This window comes from Sphingobium sp. JS3065, from assembly GCF_026427355.1.
Taxonomy (GTDB): Bacteria; Pseudomonadota; Alphaproteobacteria; order Sphingomonadales; family Sphingomonadaceae; genus Sphingobium.
The window spans coordinates 705,044-726,672 of the sequence record NZ_CP102665.1 but is presented as its reverse complement, the minus strand read 5'-3'; the positions used below and the strand labels follow the sequence as shown (position 1 = coordinate 726,672).

18 protein-coding genes and 2 pseudogenes are annotated in these 21,629 nt (G+C 64.9%); 9 read left to right on the top strand and 11 right to left on the bottom strand.

Features of this window, described 5'->3' with window-relative positions; genetic code table 11:
* Positions 1-213 precede the first annotated feature (213 nt).
* The gene (locus NUH86_RS20710; protein WP_267252376.1) at positions 214-1,518 is read left to right on the top strand and encodes an amino acid permease; all 1,305 of its coding nucleotides are present in this window, start codon (positions 214-216) and stop codon (positions 1,516-1,518) included.
* Here the strand turns inward: NUH86_RS20710 and dnaJ are convergent.
* Both dnaJ and dnaK read right to left on the bottom strand, forming a co-directional pair.
* Positions 1,496-2,626: a molecular chaperone DnaJ gene (dnaJ, locus tag NUH86_RS20705; RefSeq protein WP_267252375.1), complete on the bottom strand. Its 1,131-nt coding sequence runs from the start codon at positions 2,624-2,626 to the stop codon at positions 1,496-1,498. The genes NUH86_RS20710 and dnaJ overlap by 23 nt on opposite strands.
* 66 nt (positions 2,627-2,692) lie before the next feature.
* Positions 2,693-4,591: a molecular chaperone DnaK gene (gene dnaK / locus NUH86_RS20700; RefSeq protein ID WP_267252374.1), complete on the bottom strand. Its 1,899-nt coding sequence runs from the start codon at positions 4,589-4,591 to the stop codon at positions 2,693-2,695.
* Positions 4,592-4,768: 177 nt separating this feature from the next.
* Here dnaK and NUH86_RS20695 point away from each other — a divergent pair, with 177 nt between their 5' ends.
* Together NUH86_RS20695 and NUH86_RS20690 are read left to right on the top strand one after the other, a co-directional pair.
* Entirely contained in the window at positions 4,769-5,242 is a 474-nt protein-coding gene (locus NUH86_RS20695) for a copper chaperone PCu(A)C (protein WP_267252372.1), read from the top strand.
* Complete coding sequence (locus NUH86_RS20690) at positions 5,239-5,730, top strand: vgr related protein (protein WP_267252370.1); 492 nt, start codon at positions 5,239-5,241, stop codon at positions 5,728-5,730. The genes NUH86_RS20695 and NUH86_RS20690 overlap by 4 nt, the downstream gene beginning before the upstream one ends.
* Positions 5,731-5,745: 15 nt before the next feature.
* On the opposite strand, the gene NUH86_RS20685 is transcribed toward NUH86_RS20690, so the two are convergent.
* The gene (locus tag NUH86_RS20685; protein ID WP_267252369.1) at positions 5,746-7,176 is read right to left on the bottom strand and encodes an efflux transporter outer membrane subunit; all 1,431 of its coding nucleotides are present in this window, start codon (positions 7,174-7,176) and stop codon (positions 5,746-5,748) included.
* Between the two features lie 94 nt (positions 7,177-7,270).
* Between NUH86_RS20685 and NUH86_RS20680 the strand changes: the two genes are divergently transcribed.
* Entirely contained in the window at positions 7,271-8,302 is a 1,032-nt protein-coding gene (locus tag NUH86_RS20680) for an IS110 family transposase (RefSeq protein ID WP_139139481.1), read from the top strand.
* Positions 8,303-8,580: 278 nt separating this feature from the next.
* On the opposite strand, the gene NUH86_RS20675 is transcribed toward NUH86_RS20680, so the two are convergent.
* Complete coding sequence (locus NUH86_RS20675) at positions 8,581-10,143, bottom strand: DHA2 family efflux MFS transporter permease subunit (protein WP_267252368.1); 1,563 nt, start codon at positions 10,141-10,143, stop codon at positions 8,581-8,583.
* Positions 10,140-11,291 carry an HlyD family secretion protein gene (locus NUH86_RS20670; protein ID WP_267253016.1) on the bottom strand — a complete coding sequence of 384 codons (1,152 nt, stop codon included), beginning with the start codon at positions 11,289-11,291 and terminating at the stop codon, positions 10,140-10,142. Before NUH86_RS20670 ends, NUH86_RS20675 begins: the two co-directional genes overlap by 4 nt.
* A gap of 92 nt (positions 11,292-11,383) precedes the next feature.
* Between NUH86_RS20670 and NUH86_RS20665 the strand changes: the two genes are divergently transcribed.
* Positions 11,384-11,815 carry a MarR family winged helix-turn-helix transcriptional regulator gene (locus tag NUH86_RS20665; RefSeq protein WP_267252367.1) on the top strand — a complete coding sequence of 144 codons (432 nt, stop codon included), beginning with the start codon at positions 11,384-11,386 and terminating at the stop codon, positions 11,813-11,815.
* Between the two features lie 254 nt (positions 11,816-12,069).
* On the opposite strand, the gene ilvD is transcribed toward NUH86_RS20665, so the two are convergent.
* Positions 12,070-13,923 carry a dihydroxy-acid dehydratase gene (gene ilvD, locus NUH86_RS20660; protein WP_267252366.1) on the bottom strand — a complete coding sequence of 618 codons (1,854 nt, stop codon included), beginning with the start codon at positions 13,921-13,923 and terminating at the stop codon, positions 12,070-12,072.
* 98 nt (positions 13,924-14,021) lie between these two features.
* Between ilvD and NUH86_RS20655 the strand changes: the two genes are divergently transcribed.
* Positions 14,022-14,939, top strand: coding sequence for a LysR family transcriptional regulator (locus tag NUH86_RS20655; protein WP_267252365.1), 918 nt, complete (start codon positions 14,022-14,024; stop codon positions 14,937-14,939).
* Positions 14,940-14,948: 9 nt separating this feature from the next.
* Here NUH86_RS20655 and NUH86_RS20650 read toward each other — a convergent pair whose 3' ends face one another.
* The gene (locus NUH86_RS20650) at positions 14,949-15,746 is read right to left on the bottom strand and encodes a DUF2189 domain-containing protein (protein WP_267252364.1); all 798 of its coding nucleotides are present in this window, start codon (positions 15,744-15,746) and stop codon (positions 14,949-14,951) included.
* Positions 15,747-15,943: 197 nt separating this feature from the next.
* On the opposite strand from NUH86_RS20650, the pseudogene NUH86_RS20645 reads away from it, so the two are divergent.
* Both NUH86_RS20645 and NUH86_RS20640 read left to right on the top strand, forming a co-directional pair.
* Positions 15,944-16,138: pseudogene (locus NUH86_RS20645) on the top strand (aldehyde dehydrogenase family protein); the annotation flags it as partial.
* 101 nt (positions 16,139-16,239) lie between these two features.
* Positions 16,240-17,658, top strand: coding sequence for a M20/M25/M40 family metallo-hydrolase (locus NUH86_RS20640; protein ID WP_267252363.1), 1,419 nt, complete (start codon positions 16,240-16,242; stop codon positions 17,656-17,658).
* 154 nt (positions 17,659-17,812) lie between these two features.
* On the opposite strand, the pseudogene NUH86_RS20635 reads toward NUH86_RS20640, so the two are convergent.
* A pseudogene (locus tag NUH86_RS20635) lies at positions 17,813-18,049 on the bottom strand (nitroreductase family protein); the annotation flags it as partial.
* A gap of 221 nt (positions 18,050-18,270) precedes the next feature.
* Here NUH86_RS20635 and NUH86_RS20630 point away from each other — a divergent pair.
* A complete protein-coding gene (locus NUH86_RS20630) occupies positions 18,271-18,549 on the top strand; it encodes a YciI family protein (RefSeq protein ID WP_267252362.1) in 279 nt (92 codons plus the stop codon).
* 50 nt (positions 18,550-18,599) lie between these two features.
* Here the strand turns inward: NUH86_RS20630 and NUH86_RS20625 are convergent, their stop codons facing one another.
* From NUH86_RS20625 to NUH86_RS20615, 3 genes are all read right to left on the bottom strand, one after another.
* Positions 18,600-19,337 carry a helix-turn-helix domain-containing protein gene (locus NUH86_RS20625; RefSeq protein ID WP_267252361.1) on the bottom strand — a complete coding sequence of 246 codons (738 nt, stop codon included), beginning with the start codon at positions 19,335-19,337 and terminating at the stop codon, positions 18,600-18,602.
* 78 nt (positions 19,338-19,415) lie between these two features.
* Positions 19,416-21,167 (bottom strand): ATP-binding protein, encoded by a 1,752-nt coding sequence (locus tag NUH86_RS20620; RefSeq protein ID WP_267252360.1) that lies wholly within the window; start codon positions 21,165-21,167, stop codon positions 19,416-19,418.
* On the bottom strand, positions 21,164-21,607 hold the full coding sequence (locus tag NUH86_RS20615; RefSeq protein ID WP_267252359.1) for a YfiR family protein: 444 nt from the start codon (positions 21,605-21,607) through the stop codon (positions 21,164-21,166). The genes NUH86_RS20620 and NUH86_RS20615 overlap by 4 nt, the downstream gene beginning before the upstream one ends.
* Positions 21,608-21,629 lie beyond the last annotated feature (22 nt).

The window sequence follows — 21,629 nt, the reverse complement described above, 5'->3', positions numbered from 1 at the left end:
GCGGGAGAGGGCCTGTCGGTTTTTGGCCAGAAGCAGACGTCGATAAATCGTCATCCCAGCGAAAGCTGGGATCTCGTGAGGCTAGGCCGTGCGCTATCGCCGGAGATCCCAGCTTTCGCTGGGATGACGGAATGATGCCCGCCTTCCACCCAAAACCCCCTCTCTCCCCGATCCCGGCTGGTCAATTCATGCCCGTATGGATAGCATCCCGCCATGACCGCAAGGCACGGCAGCATCGGAACCCCGCGCACATTGGGCCTTGCCGCGTGCATCGCGCTGGTCATGGGCAATATGATCGGGTCGGGCATATTCCTGCTGCCCGCATCGCTATCGCCCTATGGCTGGGACGCCGTGGCGGGGTGGGTCTTCACCATCGCCGGATCGCTGCTTCTCGCCTATGTCATCGCCCGGCTGACGGTGCTGATGCCCGATGCCGGGGGGACCGCCCAGTTCATCACCCGCGCCTACGGCCCGCTCGCCGGTTTCGCGATCGGATGGATATACTGGATTTCGGTGATCTTCACCAACGTCACCATCGCGGTCGCCGCCACCGCCAATCTCAGCAGCATCGTGCCCGGACTCAACCGCCCCGGACTGGGCGCGATCGTCTCCATCGCCTTCCTGTGGGCCGCCACCGGCGTCAACCTGACCGGTGCGCGGGCGGCGGGCATGGCCCAGCTCGCCACCACCGCGCTCAAGCTGATCCCGATCGGCCTGGTGTTCATCCTGCTCGCCCTGATGCTGGGCAGCGGCAGGGCGCAGGTCGCCCCTTTCCCCGCCCAGGGCTTCACCAGCGCGGGCATCACCGCCTCGGCGGCGTTGACGCTTTGGGCGCTGCTCGGCTTCGAATCCGCCAGCGTCGCCGCCGACAAGGTGCGCGATCCCGCCCGCAATATTCCCCGCGCCACGTTGATCGGTACGGCGGCGACGGGGCTGATCTACCTGCTGGTCTGTTCCGGCATAGCCCTGACCCTGCCCGCGGCGGAGAGCCGGTCCGGTTCCCCCTTCGCTGCCTTCGTCGCGCATTATTGGTCGCCCGGCCCGGCGCATTTCATCGCCGCCTTCGCCACCATCTCCTGCCTTGGCGCGCTCAACGGCTGGACGCTGCTGCAAGGCGAAGCACCGCTCGCCATGGCGCGAGGCGGGGCGTTGCCGCGCTGGCTGGCCGGGACCGATGCGCGGGGCACGCCCGTGCGCGCGCTGCTGCTGTCCTGCATTCTGGGAACGCTGATGCTGATCGCCAACAGCCTGCAGGGGCTGGTCGCGCTGTTCACGGCGATGGCGCTGCTGTCGACCTCCGCTACGCTCTGGCTCTATGTCGGATGCGCGCTGGCGGCGCTACGTTTCCGGCTGGTCGTGCCCGCGGCGTTGCTGGGCCTCGCCTATGCGCTTTGGACATTATGGGGTGCGGGGCTGGTGCCGAGCGGGGCCAGCTTCCTGCTGATGGCGGGCGGATTTCCCTTCTACGCCTGGGCGAGAAGGGAGCGGAGGGACATCAATCCCCCCACAATTCCTTGAGCTTGCTGAAGAATCCCGTCGACTGCGGGCATTCCTCGCCCGTCTCGGTTTCGCGAAACGCCTCCAGCAGCTCCCGTTGCTTGGCGCTCAGCTTGGTCGGCGTCTCGACATCGACCTGGATCACCAGATCGCCTTGCCCGCGCCCGTTCAGCACCGGCATGCCCGCGCCGCGCTGGCGGATCTGCTTGCCCGACTGGATGCCGCTGGGAATCTTGATCTCATGCCGCTGGCCGTCGAGACCGGGCACTTCGATCACCCCGCCCAGCGCCGCCGTGGTGATGCTGACCGGAGCGCGGGCGAACAAAGTCGTCCCGTCCCGCTCGAAGATCGGATGGCGCTTCACATGCAGGAAGATATAGAGGTCGCCCGCTGGCGCGCCCCGCGCCCCGGCCTCGCCCTCGCCCGACAGGCGGATGCGGGTGCCTTCGTCGACACCGGCGGGGATGTTGACGGACAGGGTCTTGGGCTTGTCCACCCGGCCCTCGCCCCGGCAGGAGCGGCAGGGGCTTTCGATCACCTGTCCCGCGCCATGGCAGGACGGACAGGTGCGTTCGACCACGAAGAAGCCCTGCTGCGCCCGCACCTGGCCATGGCCATGGCAGGTGCCGCAACTCTTGACGCCCGTGCCCGGTTGCGCGCCGGACCCGTCGCAGCTTTCACAGGCGGTCGAAACCTCTATCTCGATCTCGGTCTTCTTGCCGTGATAGGCGTCGTCCAGCGTGATTTCCATGTCGTAGCGCAGGTCCGCGCCGCGCCGCTGGGCCTGCCGCCCGCCGCCGAAGCCGCCCGCCGCCTGACCGAAGATCGTCTCGAAAATATCGCCCAGATCGGAAAAGCCGCCCGCGCCGCCCCGTCCGCCGCCGAAACCGCCGCCGCCATTCTGGAACGCCGCATGGCCGAAACGGTCATAGGCCGCGCGCTTTTGCGGGTCTTTCAGGCATTCATAGGCTTCGGAAACGGCCTTGAACTTGGCCTCGCTGTCGGTGCAGCCCCCGTTCTTGTCGGGGTGATATTTCATCGCCAGCTTGCGATAGGCGCTCTTGATCGCGGCTGCGTCCGCCGTGCGCTCGACTTCGAGCAGTTCGTAAAAATCGACTTCGGTGCTCATCTCGCCCCCGGCAACGTCCATCCCCCGTCATGCCTTGAACAGCCATGACGGGGGAAGCGCATCAGCTTACGCCTTGTTGTCGTCCACTTCGGAGAATTCGGCGTCGACGACATCGTCGTCCGCCTTCGGCGCGTCCGCGCCCGGAGCAGCCGCACCCGCCTGCTCCTTCTCATAGATCGCCTGGCCCAGCTTCATGGCGACCGTGGCGAGTTCCTGCGCCTTGGCCTTCATGGCTTCGGCGTCGCCGCCTTCGACCGCCGATTTGGTGGCGGCGATCGCGGTTTCGATTTCCGACTTCAGGCTTGGCTCAACCTTGTCGCCATGCTCGTTAAGCTGCGCTTCGGTGGTGTGGATCAGGCTCTCGGCATTGTTCTTCGCCTCGGCGCCTTCCCGCTTCTTCTTGTCTTCCTCGGCAAAGCGCTCCGCATCCTTGACCATCTGGTCGATGTCGGCGTCCGACAGGCCGCCCGACGCCTGGATGCGGATCTGCTGCTCCTTGCCCGTGCCCTTGTCCTTGGCATGGACGTTGACCAGGCCGTTGGCGTCGATGTCGAATGTCACCTCGATCTGCGGCACGCCGCGCGGCGCGGGCGGGATGCCGACCAGATCGAACTGGCCCAGCAGCTTGTTGTCCGCCGCCATTTCACGCTCGCCCTGGAACACGCGGATCGTCACCGCCTGCTGATTGTCGTCGGCGGTCGAATAGACCTGAGACTTTTTGGCGGGGATGGTGGTGTTGCGGTCGATCATGCGGGTGAATACGCCGCCCAGCGTCTCGATGCCGAGGCTCAGCGGCGTGACGTCCAGCAGCAGCACATCCTTGACGTCGCCCTGCAACACGCCCGCCTGGATGGCGGCGCCCATGGCGACGACTTCGTCCGGATTCACGCCGGTATGCGGTTCCTTGCCGAAGAATTCCTTCACGGCCTCGCGCACCTTGGGCATGCGGGTCATGCCGCCGACCAGCACCACTTCGCTGATCTCGCTCGCGGAGACGCCAGCGTCGGCCAGCGCCTTCTTGCAGGGTTCCATCGTCCGCTTGATGAGGTCGGCCACCAGCCGTTCCAGATCGGCGCGGGTGATATTCTTCACCAGATGCTTGGGACCATTCTGGTCAGCGGTGATGAAGGGCAGGTTGACTTCGGTCGACTGCGCGGAGGACAGCTCGATCTTCGCCTTTTCCGCCGCTTCCTTCAGGCGCTGGAGCGCCAGCTTGTCCTTGGTGAGGTCGATGCCCTCTTCCTTCTGGAAACCCGAAGCCAGGAACTCGACCAGCTTGGCGTCGAAATCCTCGCCGCCCAGGAAAGTGTCGCCATTGGTCGACTTCACCTCGAACACGCCGTCGCCGATCTCCAGGATGGAGATGTCGAAGGTGCCGCCGCCAAGGTCATAGACGGCGATGGTCTTGCCGTCCTGCTTCTCGAGACCATAGGCCAGCGCCGCCGCGGTCGGCTCGTTGATGATGCGCAGCACTTCCAGGCCGGCGATCTGGCCGGCGTCCTTGGTCGCCTGACGCTGGGCGTCGTTGAAATAGGCCGGAACGGTGATGACCGCCTGCGTGACCGTCTCGCCCAGATAGCTTTCGGCGGTTTCCTTCATCTTTTGCAGGGTGAAGGCGGAAATCTGCGAAGGCGAATAATCCTTGCCGCCCGCCCGCACCCAGGCGTCGCCGTTCGGACCCTTGGCGATCTCATAGGGGACGAGTTCCATGTCCTTCTTGGTCATGGGGTCGTCGAAGCGGCGGCCGATCAGGCGCTTCACCGCGAAAACCGTATTGTCCGGGTTGGTCACGGCCTGACGCTTGGCGGGCTGGCCGATCAGGCGCTCGCCATCCTTGGTGAAGGCGACGATCGACGGCGTGGTCCGCGCGCCTTCCGCATTTTCGATGACCTTCGGCTTGCCGCCGTCCATCACGGCGACGCAGCTATTGGTGGTGCCAAGGTCGATACCGATTACTTTTGCCATCTTTTCCTCTTTGAACCCCAAATCACATTCAGCGGTTGACGGCCCCATACCTCACGAAAGCGCCAAGGCAAGGGCGTTTGCGCATGGGATATAGGCGCGCTTTCGCTTGGCACAAGAAGCTGCGCGCATTAGCAAGTCAATCGACCGGAAACGAGACAGTCACAAAGGCCATAGTCCATGCGCGCTTATTTTGTCCCTATCCTTCTTGCACCCCTCATTCTGGCGGCCTGCGGCGACCCCGCGCCCACCTATATCGACCAGGCCTGGGTGCGGCTCAGCCCCAACAAGGACATGCCGTCCTCCGGCTATTTCGTCGCGCATGGCGGCGATGCGGACACGGCCCTGCGCGGCGTGCTGACCGATTATGCGCTGAAGGTGGAAATGCATGAGAGCGTGAGCGAGGGCGGCAAGATGACGATGAAGCCCATCGACAACGTGCCCATCCCCGCCAAGGCGAAGGTCGCCTTCGCGCCCGGCGGCAAGCATCTGATGCTGTGGGGCGTCAACGATACGGCGATCGGCCGGGGCAAGATGACGCTGACATTCCTGCTCGCCAATGGCGACCGCCTGCTGGTCGACGCCGTCATCCAGAAGCCCGGCGCGCCCGGACCAGCCTCCGCCGCCATGCCGGAGGATCATAAGCAGCATTGACCGCCCGCCCGCTGACATCGGCGGAAATCGCCCTGGCTCGCTCGGTTTTCGGTGAAGCGATCGATTATGGGCGCGTCAGGGCGCATAACCGCAAATGGTGGCCGTTTCAGCCCAGGGGCGTCACCATGGCGCCCGACGGCGACCTGTGGTTCCATCCGGAAGGCGGGCTGTTCTGCACGGATTTCTGCGACAGCCCCCTGCATATCCAGGGGCATTTCATCCATGAGATGACGCATGTCTGGCAGGCGCAGCGCGGGGGCAGATGGTATCTGCCGCTGATGCGCCACCCCTTTTGCCGCTATGGTTATGAGATCGTGCCGGGCCGTCCCTTCCTTCGCTATGGGCTGGAACAGCAGGCGGAGATCGTGCGCCATGCCTTTCTGATGCGGTGCGGGGTTCCGGTGGAGGGCAAGCCGCCGCTGCGGGTTTATGAGGCGCTGCTGCCCTTCTCGGCGGCTCCACCCTTCACCCCCGGGAAAATCCCGTAGCGCGCCGCCGTCCCCCTATCGCCAGCCCAGGCCAAGAGCCTTTTGCAGGGCGATATAGTCCGCCGTCATGGCCGCCGTCGCCTGCGAGAGCGACTGCGCCGCCGACAGGCTCTGCCGTTCCGCGTCCAGAAGCTGGATGCGGGTCGCGGCGCCCGCCTCGAACCGCTGGCGGGTCAGTGCGGCGGTGCGGTCCGCCGACGCCTTGGACCGGGCCGCGCTGGCGACGCTCAGCCGCCCGTTTCCGAAGCGGGAAAGCGCGTCTTCGCTGTCGCGCAGGGCGTCGAGGACGGCCTGGCGATAGTGCGCGGCCGCCTCATCCCGCGCTCCTTCGGCCTGCCCGACGCGGGCGGCGTTGCGGCCGAAATCCAGGAAGCTCCAGCTCAGGCGCGGCATGGCGATGGCGGCCAGCTTGTCGAAATCGACCAGATCGCCCGGACTGGTGCCGCCGATGCCGATCAGGCCCATGAAGCTGAGGCTGGGGAAGCGCGCGGCCTCCGCCACGCCGATTTTTGCCGTGGCGGCGGCGAAGCGGCGTTCCGCGGCGCGCACGTCGGGGCGGCGCTTGAGCAGCTCTGCGGGGTCGCCCACCGCGACCTGTGCCGGGGGCAGCGGCACGATGGCTGCGGAGGGGGCTGCGAGCATGCCGTCCAGCGCGCCGGGCGCTTCCCCGGCGAGCGTCGCCAGCGCGTTCAGATAGCCGTCCCGTTCGGCGGCGAGGGGCGGAAGGGCGGCGTCGGCCTGCTCGGCCAGATGGCGCTGCCGTTCCACCTCCAGCGCGGAGGCGGTGCCCTGGGCATGGCGCTGTTCGGTCAGGCGCAGCATCTCCCGCTGGCGGGCGAGCGCGTCCCGCGCCAGGGCGATGCGCTGCTGCCGGTCGCGCAGATGGACATAGGCCTGGGCGATTTCGGCGGTCAGGCTGACCTGCGCGTCCGCGACATCGGCCTGCGCCGCGTCCAGTTGGGCGCGTGCCGCCTCCACCCCCCGCCGCTTGCCGCCCCACAGATCGGCCTCCCAACTGGCGTCGAAACCCAGATTGTAGAAGTTCAGCGACTCGCTGCCGCCGCCGGACTGGTCGCTGTCGCCGGAATCGTTGAGGTCCAGGCCGGGCACGGTCGCATGGACGTAAAGGGCCGAAGCATTGGTGCTGGGCAGGGCGTTGGCACGTTCCGAACGCAGCGAGGCGCGGGCCTGCCTCATCCGCGCTTCCGCCGCCGCCACGCCGGGATTGGCGGCCAGCGCGCGGGTTTCCAGCGTATCGAGCACGGGATCGCCCAGCGTCGTCCACCATGCGGCGGCGGCGGGCGCTTGCGCGCCGCTATCGCCCGACGCCCGCGCGAATTGCGCGCCGGGGGTGGCGGGCCTGGCGGCTTCCGGTCCGCGATAGTCCGGCCCGGACGTGCAGGCGGCTAGCGCAAGCAAGGGAAGGGCGGTGAAGGGGAAACGCATGAAACCAGATGGGGTGGTTGCCGCCCTCCCCAGACGGCACTGAGATGTGCCAGGATAGTGGAATTAGGACCACTGAGCGGAAAGGACGGCAATCGTGTCAAAAGATACAATGATCGGCGTGGACTTGGCAAAGTCCGTGTTTCAGCTTCATGCAGCGTCAATGACAGGCGAACCCAAGTTTCGGAAAAAGCTTCCGCGTTCAGCCTTCGCCGCATTTATGGCAGCGCAACCGTCGGCGGTGATCGTGATGGAAGCATGTGGCAGTGCGCATTATTGGGCCCGGGAAATGATCCGGCTTGGCCACGAGGTCAAACTTATCGCACCACACTATGTTAAGCCGTTCGTGAAGCGACAGAAAAATGATGCCGCTGACGCTGAAGCGATCGTAATTGCGGCTCAACGACCAGAGATGCGGTTTGTTGATCCAAAGTCGGAAGAGCAGCAAAGCAGGGCGATTCTATTTCGCGGAAGAGAACGGCTGGTTCATCAACGCACGGAACTGGTCAATGCCGTAAGGGCGGCGCTCTATGAATATGGTCATGTTGTCCCCCAAGGCATAAATCAGCTCTGCAGGATTGCGGACATTCTTGATGAGCTTAACAGCGATTTGCCCGTTTTGATGCGGGAGGAATGCCGAGATCTATTGGCACAGATCGCTGAGAAAACTGAGCGTATCAATATACGGACAAAGAAGATCAAAGCGCTGGCGGCTGAAACTGACGCGGCCAAGCGGCTACAGACGATTCCGGGAGTTGGCCCTTTAACAGCCTTAGCGGTCGAGGCCTTCGCCCCATCAATGGAGAGCTTCCGATGCGGGCGGGACTTCGCGGCCTGGCTCGGTCTTGTCCCGCGACAATTCTCCTCGGGCGGAAAGGAGCGCCTTGGACGTATTTCGAAAGCGGGTCAGGCCGATATCCGCAGACTGCTTATCATAGGTGCAATGTCCCGTCTGAATTGGATGGGTCGAAGATCGATTCCAGAAAATTCCTGGCTCGCAGATATGCTTGCCAGGAAACCGAGAATGCTTGTGGCAATTGCCCTCGCCAACAAGATGGCCAGAACGATTTGGGCCCTGATAAAAAATGGTAATGAATACAGAATTCCGGCGCAGGCAGCAGTTGCATGATCGGCATGCCAACAAGCTTACCTAACGTCGGATGATGGGGGTGTGAGAAGGCGACGACCCGAATGGGCGAAATGAGCGAACAGATCTGGTTCGGGAAAACCAGTTACGAGGCGTGAGCATCCCAGCTCGAAAACGAGATTTGGACTCGAACCGCAGATCACCATACCGGCCAGCGGCTTCTGAAACGCCGCAACCAAAGGCCTGACAGAAGACCGCACTCGATCACTCGCTCTTCGGATCAGAAACTTCTTGCATCACGGGCGGCAACCACAGAAGCCTCAATGCATCGCGACGGCTTGCCCCTGGGGCAAGGGACGCAGGAACAGGACCAGCGGCAGCACGGCGATGATGCCGACCGCCAGCATCGTGAAAATGTCGTTATAGGTCATCACCAGCGCCTCTTTCTGGATCGTGCCCGCCAGCGACCGCAGGGCGGCTTCATGGCCGCCCAGCCTTTGGGCGAGGCCGCCGATATAGTCCTGCACCTGGCCGCTATTGGCGTTCAGGCTTTCCTCCATGCGGCGGCTGTGCAGCCAGCTTCGCTGGTCCTGGACAGTGGCGATGCCGGCCAGCGCCAGCGACCCGCCCAGATTGCGGACGGCGTTGAACAGTCCGGCGGCGTCGCCCGCATCCTCCCGCGGGACGGATGCGATGGCCGCCTGGTTGAGGAAGAGGAAGCCGAAGATCGTGCCCGTGCCGCGCAGCAATTGCGACGCGATAAAGTCTTCGCCGACCGCCTGATTGGTCAGCACCGTGTCGATCCAGCAACTGGTCGCCATGATCATCAGCCCCGCGCCCACCGCGACGCGAATGTCCAGATGGCGGATCAGCAGCGGCGTCAACGGCATCAGCATCAGGCTGGGAATGCCCGACAGCAGCACGATGCGGCCCGATTGCAGCGCGTCGTAACCGGCGATGGCGGCCAGGAACTGCGGAATGACGAAGGCGGTGCCATAGAGCATCATGCCGATCACCAGCCCCATCAGCGCGACCGCGCCGAATTGCCGGTCGAGCAGCAGCTTCAGCCGGATCACCGGCCTTTTCGCGAAATATTGCCCGGCGAAGAGCAGGATGAAGCCGATACCGGAGACGATCGACATGATAATGATCTCCCGGCTCTGGAACCATTGTTCGCGCTGCCCCTCCTCCAGAACGATGGTCAGGCCGCCCAGCCCCAGCGCCATGCCGGCGATGCCCAGCCAGTCGGCCTGCCAGAATTCGCTGAGCCGCGGCTTCTGATACGGCATCGTCACCAGCAGCAGCGTGATCAGGACGATGCCCACCGGCAGGTTGATGAAGAAGGCGTAGTGCCAGCTGATATTTTCCGTCAGCCAACCGCCGATCAGCGGACCCAGCACCGGCCCCAATATCGCGGTGACGCCGAACAGCGCATTGCCGATCGGCTGTTGCGACCGGGGCAGCCGCGTGGCGATGATCGTCATCGCCGTGGGGATCAGTGCGCCGCCGGTGAAACCCTGGCCGACGCGGCCGATGATCATGGTCGTCAGATCGTCGGCCACGCCGCACAGCATGGAAAAGCCGGTGAACAGGAAGGCGGCGGTCAGCAACAGGGTGCGCAGACCCAGCAGCCGCTCCAGCCAGGCCGCCAGCGGAATGATGATGATTTCCGCCACCAGATAGGATGTCGCGATCCACGTCCCCTCCGTACCGCTGGCGCCGATTTCGCCCTGAATGGTGGGCAGGGCGGAATTGACGATGGAAATGTCCAGCGTCGCCATCATAGCGCCCAGGCTGCCCGCCGCGACCGCCAGCCATGCGGCGGCGTCGGCGCGATCCGGCATGGGAGGGGCGGTCGCTGGCGAAACGGCGGCGGCGGTCATCGGCCGGTCCGCGCGTTATGCCGCTCCTGCTCCCGGCGGATCTGCGCGGCGGCGTCCCTGGCCGAACGGGTGTCGACGGAAACCTCCACCGACATGCCGGGCACCAGCAGCTTGCGGGTTTCCGGCCCGGCGTCGATGGCGATGCGGACGGGAATGCGCTGGACGATCTTGGTGAAGTTGCCCGTGGCGTTTTGCGGCGGCAGGACGGAAAATTGCGCGCCGGTGCCGGGCGCGATGCTGGCCACCCGGCCGCGCAGTTCGACGCCGGGCAGGGCGTCCACCTCGACCGTCACGGGCTGGCCGACGCGCATCAGGCCCAGTTGGGTCTCCTTGAAATTCGCCTCGATATAGAGGCTGGCCTTGGGGACCAGCGTCATCAGGCGGGTCGCGGCCTGGATGAACTGGCCCTGCCGCACGCTCCGGTCGCCGATCCGTCCGTCGGCCGCAGCGCGCAATATGGTCGCCTCCACATCGGTGTTGGCGGCGGACAGTTGGGCGCGGGCGGCTTCCCCCTGCGCTTGCGCCTGCCTGACCTGCGCTTCCAGCGTGGCGACCCGTTTTTGTGCGCTGGTCAGCGCGGCCTGCGCGGCGGTGGCCCTGGCCTTTGCCTGCGTGGCCTGGTTTTGCAGTTCCGACAGGCGCTCGCGGGTTTCCGCGCCGCTGGCGGCCAGCGGGCGATAGCGTTCCGCTTCGCTCGCGGCGAAGGCGGCGTTGGCGTTGGCGGCGCTCAATTCCGCCGCCGCCTGGGCGATGGCGGCGCGCTGTTCCTCGATCTGGGCGGTCACGCCCGCGGCGCTGGCCCTGGCCACGTCGATCTGCGCCACCGATTGCGCCGCCTGCGCCCGATAGTCGCGGGGGTCGATCTGGACCAGCGGCTGCCCGGCCTTCACATCCTGATTCTCCTCCACGAAGACGCGGTCGACATAGCCGGAAACCTTTGGCGCGATGGTGATCGAATCGGACTGGACATAGGCGTCGTTGGTCGATTCCTGATATCGCCCGAAGGCTTCATACCGGATGAACCACAATATGCCGGCGACGATCAGCGCCAGCACCGCCAGCAGCAGGGCCAGCCGCACGCGGGGATTGTTGAGCAGGGAAGAGCGGCTCTGGCCCGAGTCGCCGGCGGATGCGGAGGAGGAGGCCATATCGTCAGAACTCATGAAAAACCGGAAATTCGAATCTCGACCCATATGCTCGCTCTTGCAGCACCTCGCAATACCATTTATTGAGGTTCCTCATGAATCTCTCCGACGAACAACTGCTGACGGATTTGTCCCGTGTCATCACCCTGATGCGCAGATCCTTCGACCGTGCGATGACGGAGCAGGGCGCGTCCCTGGCCCAGACGAAGCTTCTGACATGCATAAAGGCGCGGTCGGGAACAGCGCGCGCGGCCGATATCGCCGAGATTATGAGCATTGCGCCGCGGACCGTGACTGAAGCGCTGGACGGGCTGGAACGCGAAGGGTTGATCCAGCGGACGCCCGACAAGGCGGATCGGCGGGTCAAGCGGCTGACCCTGACCCCGGCCGGGGAGGCGGCCGTAGCCGTGACCGAACCCCTGCGCCGCGAACTTAGCGCAAAGATGCTGGCGGCTTTAAACCCGTCGGATCGGGCGCATTTCCATGCTGCACTGCAAAAATTACTGGAGGCGCTGGCCGACGGTTGACCTTTGATTCGCGCTTTTTTCTCTGTTATCATTCCGCCGTCGACCAGCATAAGCCTGGCGGCAGGGGAGAGTGCGATGGAGCGTATGCATCATAGCATGTGTCAGTGCAGCGTCGGGCTGTTGAGCCTGTTCAGCGCGTCGGCGTTGATGCTGACAGGCACGTTGTTCGTCCTGCTCAACTGAGCGCGCCCCACCGCGACCATCCTTCCAGGCACGCCGCTGCTTCACGCGAGAGCGTCGCCCCCCCTTCGGGATCAATCCTTTTCGATCTGACCGACGTCGCGCACCGCGCCCCGCGCCGCATTGGTCGTCAGCGCGGCATAGGCGCGCAAAGCGGGCGAAACGTTGCGCTTGCGGCCGAACGGCTTCCACGCCCTGGCGCCCCGCGCCTCCATCTCCGCCTTGCGTTCGGCGATGACGGTATCGTCCAGGTCCAGCCTGATGACGCGATTGGGAATGTCGATGACGATGGGATCGCCGGTCGCGACCAGCGCGATCAGACCGCCTTCCGCCGCTTCGGGCGAGACATGGCCGATGGAAAGGCCCGATGTGCCGCCCGAAAAGCGCCCGTCGGTGATCAGCGCGCAGGCCTTGCCCAGCCCCTTCGACTTCAGATAGCTGGTGGGGTAGAGCATTTCCTGCATGCCCGGCCCGCCCTTCGGCCCTTCGTAACGGATGACGACGACGTCGCCCGCCTTCACCTCATTGCCCAATATGCCCGCGACCGCCGCGTCCTGGCTTTCATAGACCCGCGCCGTGCCGTGGAAGGTCAGGATGGATTCGTCCACGCCCGCCGTCTTCACGATGCAGCCTTCCGGCGCGATATTGCCGAACAGGACTGCCAGCCCGCCATCCTTGGAGAAGGGATGCTCGGCGCTGCGGATGACGCCGGTTTCGCGGTCTGTGTCCAGTTCCTTCCAGCGGTTCGACTGGCTGAAGGCGACCGTCGTGCGCACGCCGCCGGGCGCGGCCTTGAAAAATTCCTGCACAGCCGCGCTATTGGTGCGGCTGATGTCCCAGCGATTGAGGGCCTCGCTCATGGTCGCGCTGTGGACGGTCGGCAGATTGTTGTGGATCAGCCCTGCGCGGTCGAGCTGCCCCAATATCGCCATGATGCCCCCGGCGCGGTGGACATCCTCCATATGGACGTCCTGCTTGGCCGGCGCCACCTTGCAGAGGCAGGGAACGCGGCGCGACAGCCGGTCGATATCAGCCATGGTGAAATCCACGCCGCCCTCATGAGCGGCGGCCAGCAGATGCAGCACCGTGTTGGTCGAACCGCCCATGGCGATGTCAAGGCTCATCGCATTTTCGAACGCTTCGAAACTGGCGATGTTGCGGGGAAGGACCGACGCATCGTCCTGCTCGTACCAGCGCTTGGCGAGGTCGACGATGGTGCGGCCCGCCTCCAGGAACAGCTTTTCGCGGTCGGCATGGGTGGCCAGGGTCGACCCGTTGCCCGGCAGCGACAGGCCCAGCGCCTCGGTCAGGCAGTTCATAGAATTGGCCGTGAACATGCCGGAGCAGGAGCCGCAGGTCGGGCAGGCCGACCGTTCGATGACCTTCACTTCCTCATCGGTGTAGCTCTCGTCGGCTGCGGCGACCATCGCGTCGACCAGGTCGAGCGCGACGGTTGCCCCATGAATGTCCGCCTTGCCCGCTTCCATCGGCCCGCCGGACACGAAGATCGCGGGGATGTTGAGGCGCATCGCCGCCATCAGCATGCCGGGCGTGATCTTGTCGCAGTTGGAAATGCAGACCAGCGCGTCGGCGGTGTGGGCGTTGACCATATATTCGACGCTGTCGGCGATCAGGTCGCGGCTGGGCAGCGAATAGAGCATGCCGTCATGGCCCATGGCGATGCCGTCGTCGACCGCGATGGTGTTGAATTCCTTGGCCACGCCGCCCGCCGCCTCGATCTCCCGCGCGACGAGCTGACCCAGATCCTTCAGATGGACATGGCCCGGCACGAACTGGGTGAAGCTGTTGGCGATGGCGATGATCGGCTTGCCGAAATCCTCGTCCTTCATGCCGGTGGCGCGCCACAGGCCGCGCGCGCCCGCCATGTTGCGGCCATGGGTGCTGGTGCGTGAACGATAATGCGGCATGATCTTTCCTCGGTTCCTCTTCCCCGCCCAATACGCCCTTATGTTCAGGTTGTGAAATATATTGGAGATGCAATATAAGGTCGTATGGTGAATGAGTGATGGACCTGCGGCAACTCAACCACTTCATGGCCGTGGCGGAGGAACTGCATTTCGGCCGCGCCGCCGAACGGCTGGGCATGACGCAGCCGCCGCTCAGCCAGTCGATCATGGCGCTGGAGCGGGCGCTGGGCGCTCCGCTCTTCGCCCGTACCAAGCGCCATGTCGCGCTCACTCCCTTCGGCGCGCAATGGCTGGACCATGTCCGCCCGGCGGTGGCCGCCATCGCGGAACTGGGCCGGACGGCGCAGCGCCTGCGGGAAGGGACGGCGGGGCGGCTGGCGCTGTCCTTCGTCAGTCCCGCCGACTACAGCATCCTGCCGACGCTGGTGCGGCGCTATTCCACCGCTTTCCCCGATGTCGAGATGGCCTTGGCCGAGGCCACCAGCGACGTCCAGATCGAGGCGCTGGTCGAAGGGCGGATCGATGCGGGCATATTGATCCCGCCGGTTTCGGGCCTGCCCGCGGCGATCGAATATCGGCCTCTGCTCCGGGAACCGCTGGTCGCGGCGGTCCCGGAAGCATGGGTCGCGAACGGAACCCTGCGCATGGAGGGCGGCAGGCTGGCGGGAGAGAATTGGCTGGACCAGCCTCTGCTGCTTTTCCCGCGCCATGTGTCGCCCACTTTCCACGACCTGATCATCGACCATTATCGGGCCAAGGGGCGGATGCCGCAGATCCGCCAGCGCGCCATCCAGATGCAAACCATCATCAGCCTGGTTTCGGCGGAAATGGGCATGGCGCTGGTGCCTGCCTCGCTCCGGAATCTGGCGCGGACCGGCGTGCATTACCTGCCGCTGGCCGATGCCGCGCCGATGCTGGAAACCGGCCTGGCCTGGCGCCATGCCGACGACGCGCCGACGCTGCGCGCGCTTTTGCGGATCGCCCTGGAAACGTCATTCCCGCCTTCGCGGGAATGACGCGACGGGTCAGCGCACCACCGCCCGCGTATAGAGATGCCAGGTCGCATAGCCCAGCACCGGCAGCACGACCGCCAGCCCCACCAGCGCGGGCAGCGCGCCCAGCACCAGCAGCGCCACGACGATCAGGCCCCATGCCGCGACTGTCACTGGATTATGCCACGCCACGCGGCAGGACGTGCGCAGGGCGACGCCCCAACTGACCGGCCTGTCCACCGCCATCGGGAAGGACACGACGCTGACCGCCAGCGTCAGCAGCGCGAAGCCGAAGCCCACCAGATTGCCCAGCAGGATCATCCGCCAGCCTTCCGAAGTGCCGAACACGGCCGAAAGGAAGGCGCGCACGGAGGATGTCGACCCCGGCACATTTTCCAGCGTCGCATGATAGATGAACCAGGCCGCCGCCATCCACGCCATGAACAGCAGCGCCAGCACGCAGGTCAGGTCGAACAGGGCGGAACCGCCCGGTTTCAGGATCACGTCCAGAAAATGGCGCCAGCGGGCGTCCAGTCCCGCCTCCCGCCGCCGCGCCAGTTCGTAGAAGCCGCTGGCGAAGGCCGGTCCCAGCAGGATCGCGCCCGCCACCAGCGGAAATATCAGCGGCAGGACCGACATCTGGCTGGCGGACATGATCGCCAGCGCGACGATGATCGGATAGATGAAACCGATGAACACCAGGTCGCCCCGCTTGGCGAGGAAATCGTCCCAGCCCTGACGCAGGGCGATGCGCAGATCTTCGAAACCGATAGTGCGGATGGAAATATCTTGCCCCGCGGACGCCGCCTGGGACGGATGAGCCACTGCCATGGTTCGCTCTCCTGACCGAACGCCACGATGCGCCTTGCTCTGCTTTGGTCCTCTGTCGGGACATCCCCGCCTTTTCAGGGCGAGCATCTCTCGGCATGAGGGGAGCGCCTCATGGCCAATGGCAGCATCCTACACCGGGAATGGCGGGGCCGCCAGCCCTTTGATCGGACCGGCCGGTCCCGCCCCGCGCCCACCGGGTCGCCGCCCGGATCGAAAGCGGCCTGGTATCGGTGAACACGTTCCGCCCCGTGCATTTCATGCTGCCCTATGGCGGCTACAAGATGAGCGGGATCGGGCGCGAAAACGGCTTCGGCGCGATGCGCGAGTTCATGGAGACCAAGACGGTGGTGGTCGACCTGTCCGACGCGATCCCGCCCGATCCCTTCCCATAGAGATGCGGATCGGCATTATTTTGCCTTTGGCGTGGCAAGCGGGCGTGGAAAGGCGGGCGTCCCCCGTTTAACCCGTCGGGTTTGACGACAGGGGAAATCAGATGAGCCGATCCGCGCTGATGTGCGCCGCCGCGATGATGGCGGCCATGACCTCCAACCTGGCCACTTCCGCATCCCATGCCGCGCCGCCGGACGACGCCTCCTTCCGCGCCTTGCTGAAGGAGATGGTGGAGACGGACAGCAGCTTCGACAGCGGCAATTGCACCGCCGTCACGGAAAAGGTCGCCGCCCGGATGAAGGCGGCGGGTTTCCCGGAACAAAACCTGCATCTCTTCGTGCCCGAAGGGCATCCGAAGGCGGGCGCGCTGGTCGCCGTCTATCCGGGGCGCGACCCGAAGCTGAAGGCGGTGCTGATGCTGGGCCATATCGACGTGGTCAACGCCCGCCGCGCCGACTGGACCCGCGACCCCTATACCTTCATCGAGGAGGATGGCTATTATTACGGCCGGGGCGTCGCCGACATGAAGGCGCAGGACGCCATCTGGATCGACAATCTGCTGCGCTTCCAGGCGGAAAAATACCGGCCGCTGCGCACGGTCAAGATGGCGCTGACCTGCGGGGAGGAAGGGCTGTACCTGAACGGCGCCAAATGGCTGGTGGACAATCAGAAGGATCTGGTCGACGCGGGCATCGCGCTCAACGAGGGCGGCTATGGCGAACTGGACGAAAAGGGCAACCGGATCGACCAGACATTCCAGGCCGCGCAGAAGGTGGTGATGCAGTTCACGCTGGAGGCGACCAATCCTGGCGGCCATTCATCCCTGCCGCGCCCGGACAATGCGATCTACAGCCTGGCGCGGGCGCTGGACCGGCTGAGCCGCTATGATTTTCCGGTGCAGTTCATCGACGCCAATCGCGGCTATTTCAGTAAGATGGCCAAGGTGGTCGGCGGCGCCGAAGGCGCGGCCATGACCGCCATCGTCGCCCATCCGGGGGACAAGGCGGCCAGCGATCTGCTCAACAAGTCGCCCAGCTATCATTCGATGCTGCGCACCACCTGCGTGGCGACCCTGCTGTCGGCCGGTCACGCCGCCAACGCCCTGCCGCAGCGGGCCACCGCGACGGTCAATTGCCGCGTCATTCCGGGCGTCCCGACGGAAGAGGTGCTGGCGACCCTGACCAAGGTGGTCGACGATCCGGAGGTCAAGGTGACGGCATTGCGCGGCTATCGCCCCGCCAATCCCGCCCCGGTGACCGACAAGGTGCTGGGTCCGGCGATCAAGGTGTCGGCGCAGGTCTGGCCCGGCGTGCCGGTGGTGCCGCATATGGCGACCGGCGCGACCGACGCCGTGACGCTGAACGCCGCGGGCATCCCGACCTATGGCGTGTCGGGGCTGTTCCGCGATCCCGACGGCAACGGCGTCCACGGCCTGAACGAGCGCATCCGCATCCGATCGGTGATGGAGGGGCGGAAATTCCTCTACGGGCTGGTCAAGGCCTATGCCGATCAGAAGGATTGAGCAGCCACCAAAATCCTCCCTACGCGCAGCGTGGGGAGGGGGACCGCCGCCGAAGGCGGTGGTGGAGGGGAAATACGCAGGTCGCGCCCCATTCCCCTCCACCAGCCTGCGGCCGTCGAAGAGAGTCACGTGCCTCTCACCCAAAGCCGCGCAGTCACTCAAACCCGACGAAAAACGCCGTTTCCTCCACCGCCTTGCGCTCCGAAACAACGGCATTGGCGGGAAATTCCTCGTCCGGCCAGCCGAGCGCTATGCTTTTCATGATGACCTGATCGTCGGGGATCCGCGCATGTTCGCGCACGACCGGCGATTGCATGATGCCCTGGCTGTTGATCACGGTTCCCAGCCCCCGCGACCATGCCGCATTCACCAGCGCAGTCGCGATGGCGCCTGTTGGCCGCAAAAATATCGAGGTTCCACGGCCGCCGCAGGGGATGGATCGTCTTTGGCGACCCAGGTGGATAGCAAGAACATGCAAACGAACGGCTACCCGGAGCAGGATCATGCCGTAATGATGGCTTCAAGGTGAGCACCTGCCTTACGCCCGGCCTTGGGAAGACAGTTATCGGTTTTCCATGTTTCAGGGCGAAAAACCAACGGAGAGACGATCCTATGCTTTCCCTTCGCATCTGTTTTGACAAGCCGGATATCCTGGCGCTCCGCGAGGAGCATCGCCAGGCCCATCGCGCCTATCTCGCTTCAGGCGTGGTCAAGCTTGTGCAGGCGGGTCCGATGATGTCGGCTGACGACAGCCGCAATATTGGAAGCTTTATGGTTGTGGAAGCTGACGACCTCCAGACCGTGAAGCAGTTTCACGATGGAGATCCTTTCACGAAGGCGGGTCTGTTCGATGAAGAGCGCATCTGCCGTTGGGACCGCCACATCGGCTGACCCACGTCGCGTTCCTGGCAGCCGATCCTTAGCCGGATCGGCTGCAATCCTCAGAAGTCGATGGTGACGCGAACATTGGATTTATGCACGCCCGCCGCTTCGGCGATGCGCGCTCTCGACAGGTCGATGATATCCCGGAGCGACTGGGCATAGGCTTCGGGGCCTGCTTTCCTGACTTCGCGCGGTGGGGAGTCCCCCTTGCCGAAAAGCAATTGCTGTTCGCTCAGGCCGAAAAGGGCGGCCAAAACGAGCAGATTGTCCCTGCGCGGCTTGGTCCTGCCCGTTTCCCAGCCCCAGAGGGTTGGCTTGCTGAAGCCCGTTTGCTCGGACAGCGCGGCACGGCTCAGGCCCCGTTCCCGCCGCAGCCGACGCAGGCGTTCGGGAAGTCCTTCGGAAATTTCTTCGGAATTGGGCGCCTGGGCTGGATCGCCAAGGGGCTTGCCCTTGTCCTGGTCGGGATTGCGCAGCCTCACCGCGCTCACCACCCCTTGCGGCAGCGCCTGATCGAAGCGGCAGCCGAAAAGCGATTCATTCTGCCACACGATGCGCGCGACGACTTTTTCGGCATCGGGCAAGGACAGCATGACGCTTTGCCCGATCTTCAGATTCGATCGGGTTTCGACAAGCATGCCCGCCGTGGAAATGTCATGGATCACCACATTCCCGCGCGCATCGTCGGGCGCGTCGGCGTCCAGCGCGTCGGGAAGTTCGAGGCGGATGCGCCAGCGAGCGGCATCGCGCCTGTTATCGGATCCTTGCGGCTGTTCTACGATGGCGTTGATAGGCATATTTTCAACTCTTCGCACGGGCGGGTTTCCGGAATGTTAATGGACGGCGATTTGCGGGGAAACGGGTGATCGGAAAAATCATGCCCGCCCCTGCCCTGGCTGGTCCAGCACCGCCATCAACTGAACCGACAAATCCTGGATCGTGAACGGCTTCGCCAGAAGAGGAACGCCCTCCTTCGCGGCGGAGGCGGCCGCCGCGCTGTAGCCCGTCATCAGCATCGTTCCCAGATGCGGCCAAAGCTGCCTGACCTTCAGCGCCAGTTCCATGCCGCTGACTTCGCCGGGCATGATCATGTCCGACAGGATCAGCGAAAAATCCACCTGCCGTTCCAACCGGCGAAGCGCCTCGTCGCCACTGTCGACCCGCTCCGTCTCATAGCCCAGCGCCGTCAGCATGCCGCCCACCGTGTCGGCGACCGTGTCGTCATCCTCGACCAGCAGGATGCGATGCGTGCCGAAAGCGGCCATGGGTTCCGCCAGGCTGTCGGCGCCCTTGGGCGCGAGCGGGGAACGCGGCAGCAGCAGGGTGATGGTCGTCCCCTGGCCGACGATGCTGTCGACCAATACTTCCCCGCCGGACGCGCGCGCGAAGCCATAGACCTGGCTGAGGCCCAGGCCAGTGCCCTGGCCGATTGCCTTCGTCGTGTAGAATGGTTCGAATATCTTGTTGACCAGATCGGGCGCAATGCCCGCCCCCTTGTCGGTCACGGCTATCCGCACGCGATCGGGCCGATCGCCGGTGCCGGGAAGATTCGCGCCCTCGATCACGATGGTGCCGCCCCTCTGCATGGCGTCCCGCGCGTTGAGGGCGATATTCAGGATCGCGACCTCCAGTTCCGACGCATCGACCTCCACTGGCCAGAGGTCGGCGGGCAGGTGCATGGCGACCTCTATGCTTTCGCCCAGCGAACGTTCCAGCAGCGCGTCCATGCCCTTGATCCGCGCGCGTGGATCAATGACTTCGGGGTTCAACGGCGAGCGGCGGGAAAAGGCGAGAAGCTGCCGCGTCAGTTTCGCGCCGCGGTCCACGGCCTGGCGTATCCCGGCCTTCAGCTTCGTCAGCCTGACAGGGTCGCTGGTGCGTTCCATCAGGTCCAGCCCGCCGGAAGCGACCATCAGCAGATTGTTGAAGTCGTGCGCCACGCCGCCGGTCAATTGCCCCATGGCCTCCATCTTCTGGGATTGACGCAGCGCTTCTTCCGCCTGCTGGCGTCCGGCGATCTCCGCCCGCAGCGCCTGATGCGATCGACGCAGGGAGGAATAGGACGCCGCCAGCATCACGATCAGCACCGATGCCGCGATCACGATGACCGCGATGCCCAGATAGCGCGTCAGCCGGCGCGACAGGCTGTCCATGGTCGACAGGAGATAGACGGAACCCAGTTGCGTGCCCCCCTGGTGGACGGGCACGGTGACTGCCAGCGCGCCGGGGGCCGCCGCCTGCTTCGCGTCCCCCGCTCGACGGGGCAGGCTGGCGGACCGGCGGGCGAATCCGGCGGCGAACGCGCCCTGGCTGTCATAGGCGGCGACCGCGACGATCTGGGGGTCGGCCTTCAGCGCGTTCAGATATTCCTGAAGGGCGGCATCGTCCTCGAAAGCCAGGGGCGCGGCGATGCCATTGGCCAGTATCCGGGCCTGGACGGTGATCTGCCGCAGCTTTTCGACGCGGCCAAGCTGTTCGAGCTGGAAGGCGGCGGCCAGACCGGCGACCGTGAGCAGGATGGCGATCAGCACGGCGGAAAGCGGCGTCGCCATCTGCGTGACGATATTGCCCATGCTAAGCCGGTTTTCGAGCCGGTTTTCAGGCCAATTTTCGGAACCTTCCTTCATTTTCTGTTCACCGCGATTGCAAGGCCGAGCAATTTGGAACTGATCCGCAGGCCATGGGCGCGGGCGGCGCCTTCATCGATCTGAAAACGCACGCGGCCCTTCTGCCTGACAAATTCTATCATCGCTCCGGCGGGGCCAGCGCTTTTGTCCGCCACGGTCAGGACGGGCTTGCCCTCGATCGTCGTGAAAGGCGCATAGCCGGAATCCGCCGATGCGCCCGCGAACAATATGTGGCACCCCGCCGGGGTGGGATCGGCGCCGGTCCGGCGGACGACGACGGGACGGTCCACCATTTTCTGGCCGCGCACGACGTCGTTCAGCAGCGTGCCGAACGGATCATCCCCCACGACGCAGATGACGAACGCCCGGTCCGCAGTGGAAAAGGCCTCTGGCGGCCATTCCACGAAGGGCGCGAATTTGAACAGGAAACTGGCCTGCACCGCCCGTTCCAATGTGGATGGC

What these genes read in the sequence shown, in the direction of transcription:
- NUH86_RS20675 (WP_267252368.1), bottom strand. Translation starts at nt 10,143, where the DNA reads ATGACCGCCGCCGCCGTTTCGCCAGCGACCGCCCCTCCCATGCCGGAT.
- NUH86_RS20655 (WP_267252365.1), top strand. Translation starts at nt 14,022, where the DNA reads ATGGACCTGCGGCAACTCAACCACTTCATGGCCGTGGCGGAGGAACTG.
- NUH86_RS20625 (WP_267252361.1), bottom strand. Translation starts at nt 19,337, where the DNA reads ATGCCTATCAACGCCATCGTAGAACAGCCGCAAGGATCCGATAACAGG.
- dnaK (WP_267252374.1), bottom strand. Translation starts at nt 4,591, where the DNA reads ATGGCAAAAGTAATCGGTATCGACCTTGGCACCACCAATAGCTGCGTC.
- NUH86_RS20665 (WP_267252367.1), top strand. Translation starts at nt 11,384, where the DNA reads ATGAATCTCTCCGACGAACAACTGCTGACGGATTTGTCCCGTGTCATC.
- NUH86_RS20695 (WP_267252372.1), top strand. Translation starts at nt 4,769, where the DNA reads ATGCGCGCTTATTTTGTCCCTATCCTTCTTGCACCCCTCATTCTGGCG.
- NUH86_RS20670 (WP_267253016.1), bottom strand. Translation starts at nt 11,291, where the DNA reads ATGGCCTCCTCCTCCGCATCCGCCGGCGACTCGGGCCAGAGCCGCTCT.
- dnaJ (WP_267252375.1), bottom strand. Translation starts at nt 2,626, where the DNA reads ATGAGCACCGAAGTCGATTTTTACGAACTGCTCGAAGTCGAGCGCACG.
- NUH86_RS20630 (WP_267252362.1), top strand. Translation starts at nt 18,271, where the DNA reads ATGCTTTCCCTTCGCATCTGTTTTGACAAGCCGGATATCCTGGCGCTC.
- NUH86_RS20710 (WP_267252376.1), top strand. Translation starts at nt 214, where the DNA reads ATGACCGCAAGGCACGGCAGCATCGGAACCCCGCGCACATTGGGCCTT.
- NUH86_RS20650 (WP_267252364.1), bottom strand. Translation starts at nt 15,746, where the DNA reads ATGGCAGTGGCTCATCCGTCCCAGGCGGCGTCCGCGGGGCAAGATATT.
- NUH86_RS20620 (WP_267252360.1), bottom strand. Translation starts at nt 21,167, where the DNA reads ATGAAGGAAGGTTCCGAAAATTGGCCTGAAAACCGGCTCGAAAACCGG.
- NUH86_RS20685 (WP_267252369.1), bottom strand. Translation starts at nt 7,176, where the DNA reads ATGCGTTTCCCCTTCACCGCCCTTCCCTTGCTTGCGCTAGCCGCCTGC.
- ilvD (WP_267252366.1), bottom strand. Translation starts at nt 13,923, where the DNA reads ATGCCGCATTATCGTTCACGCACCAGCACCCATGGCCGCAACATGGCG.
- NUH86_RS20640 (WP_267252363.1), top strand. Translation starts at nt 16,240, where the DNA reads ATGAGCCGATCCGCGCTGATGTGCGCCGCCGCGATGATGGCGGCCATG.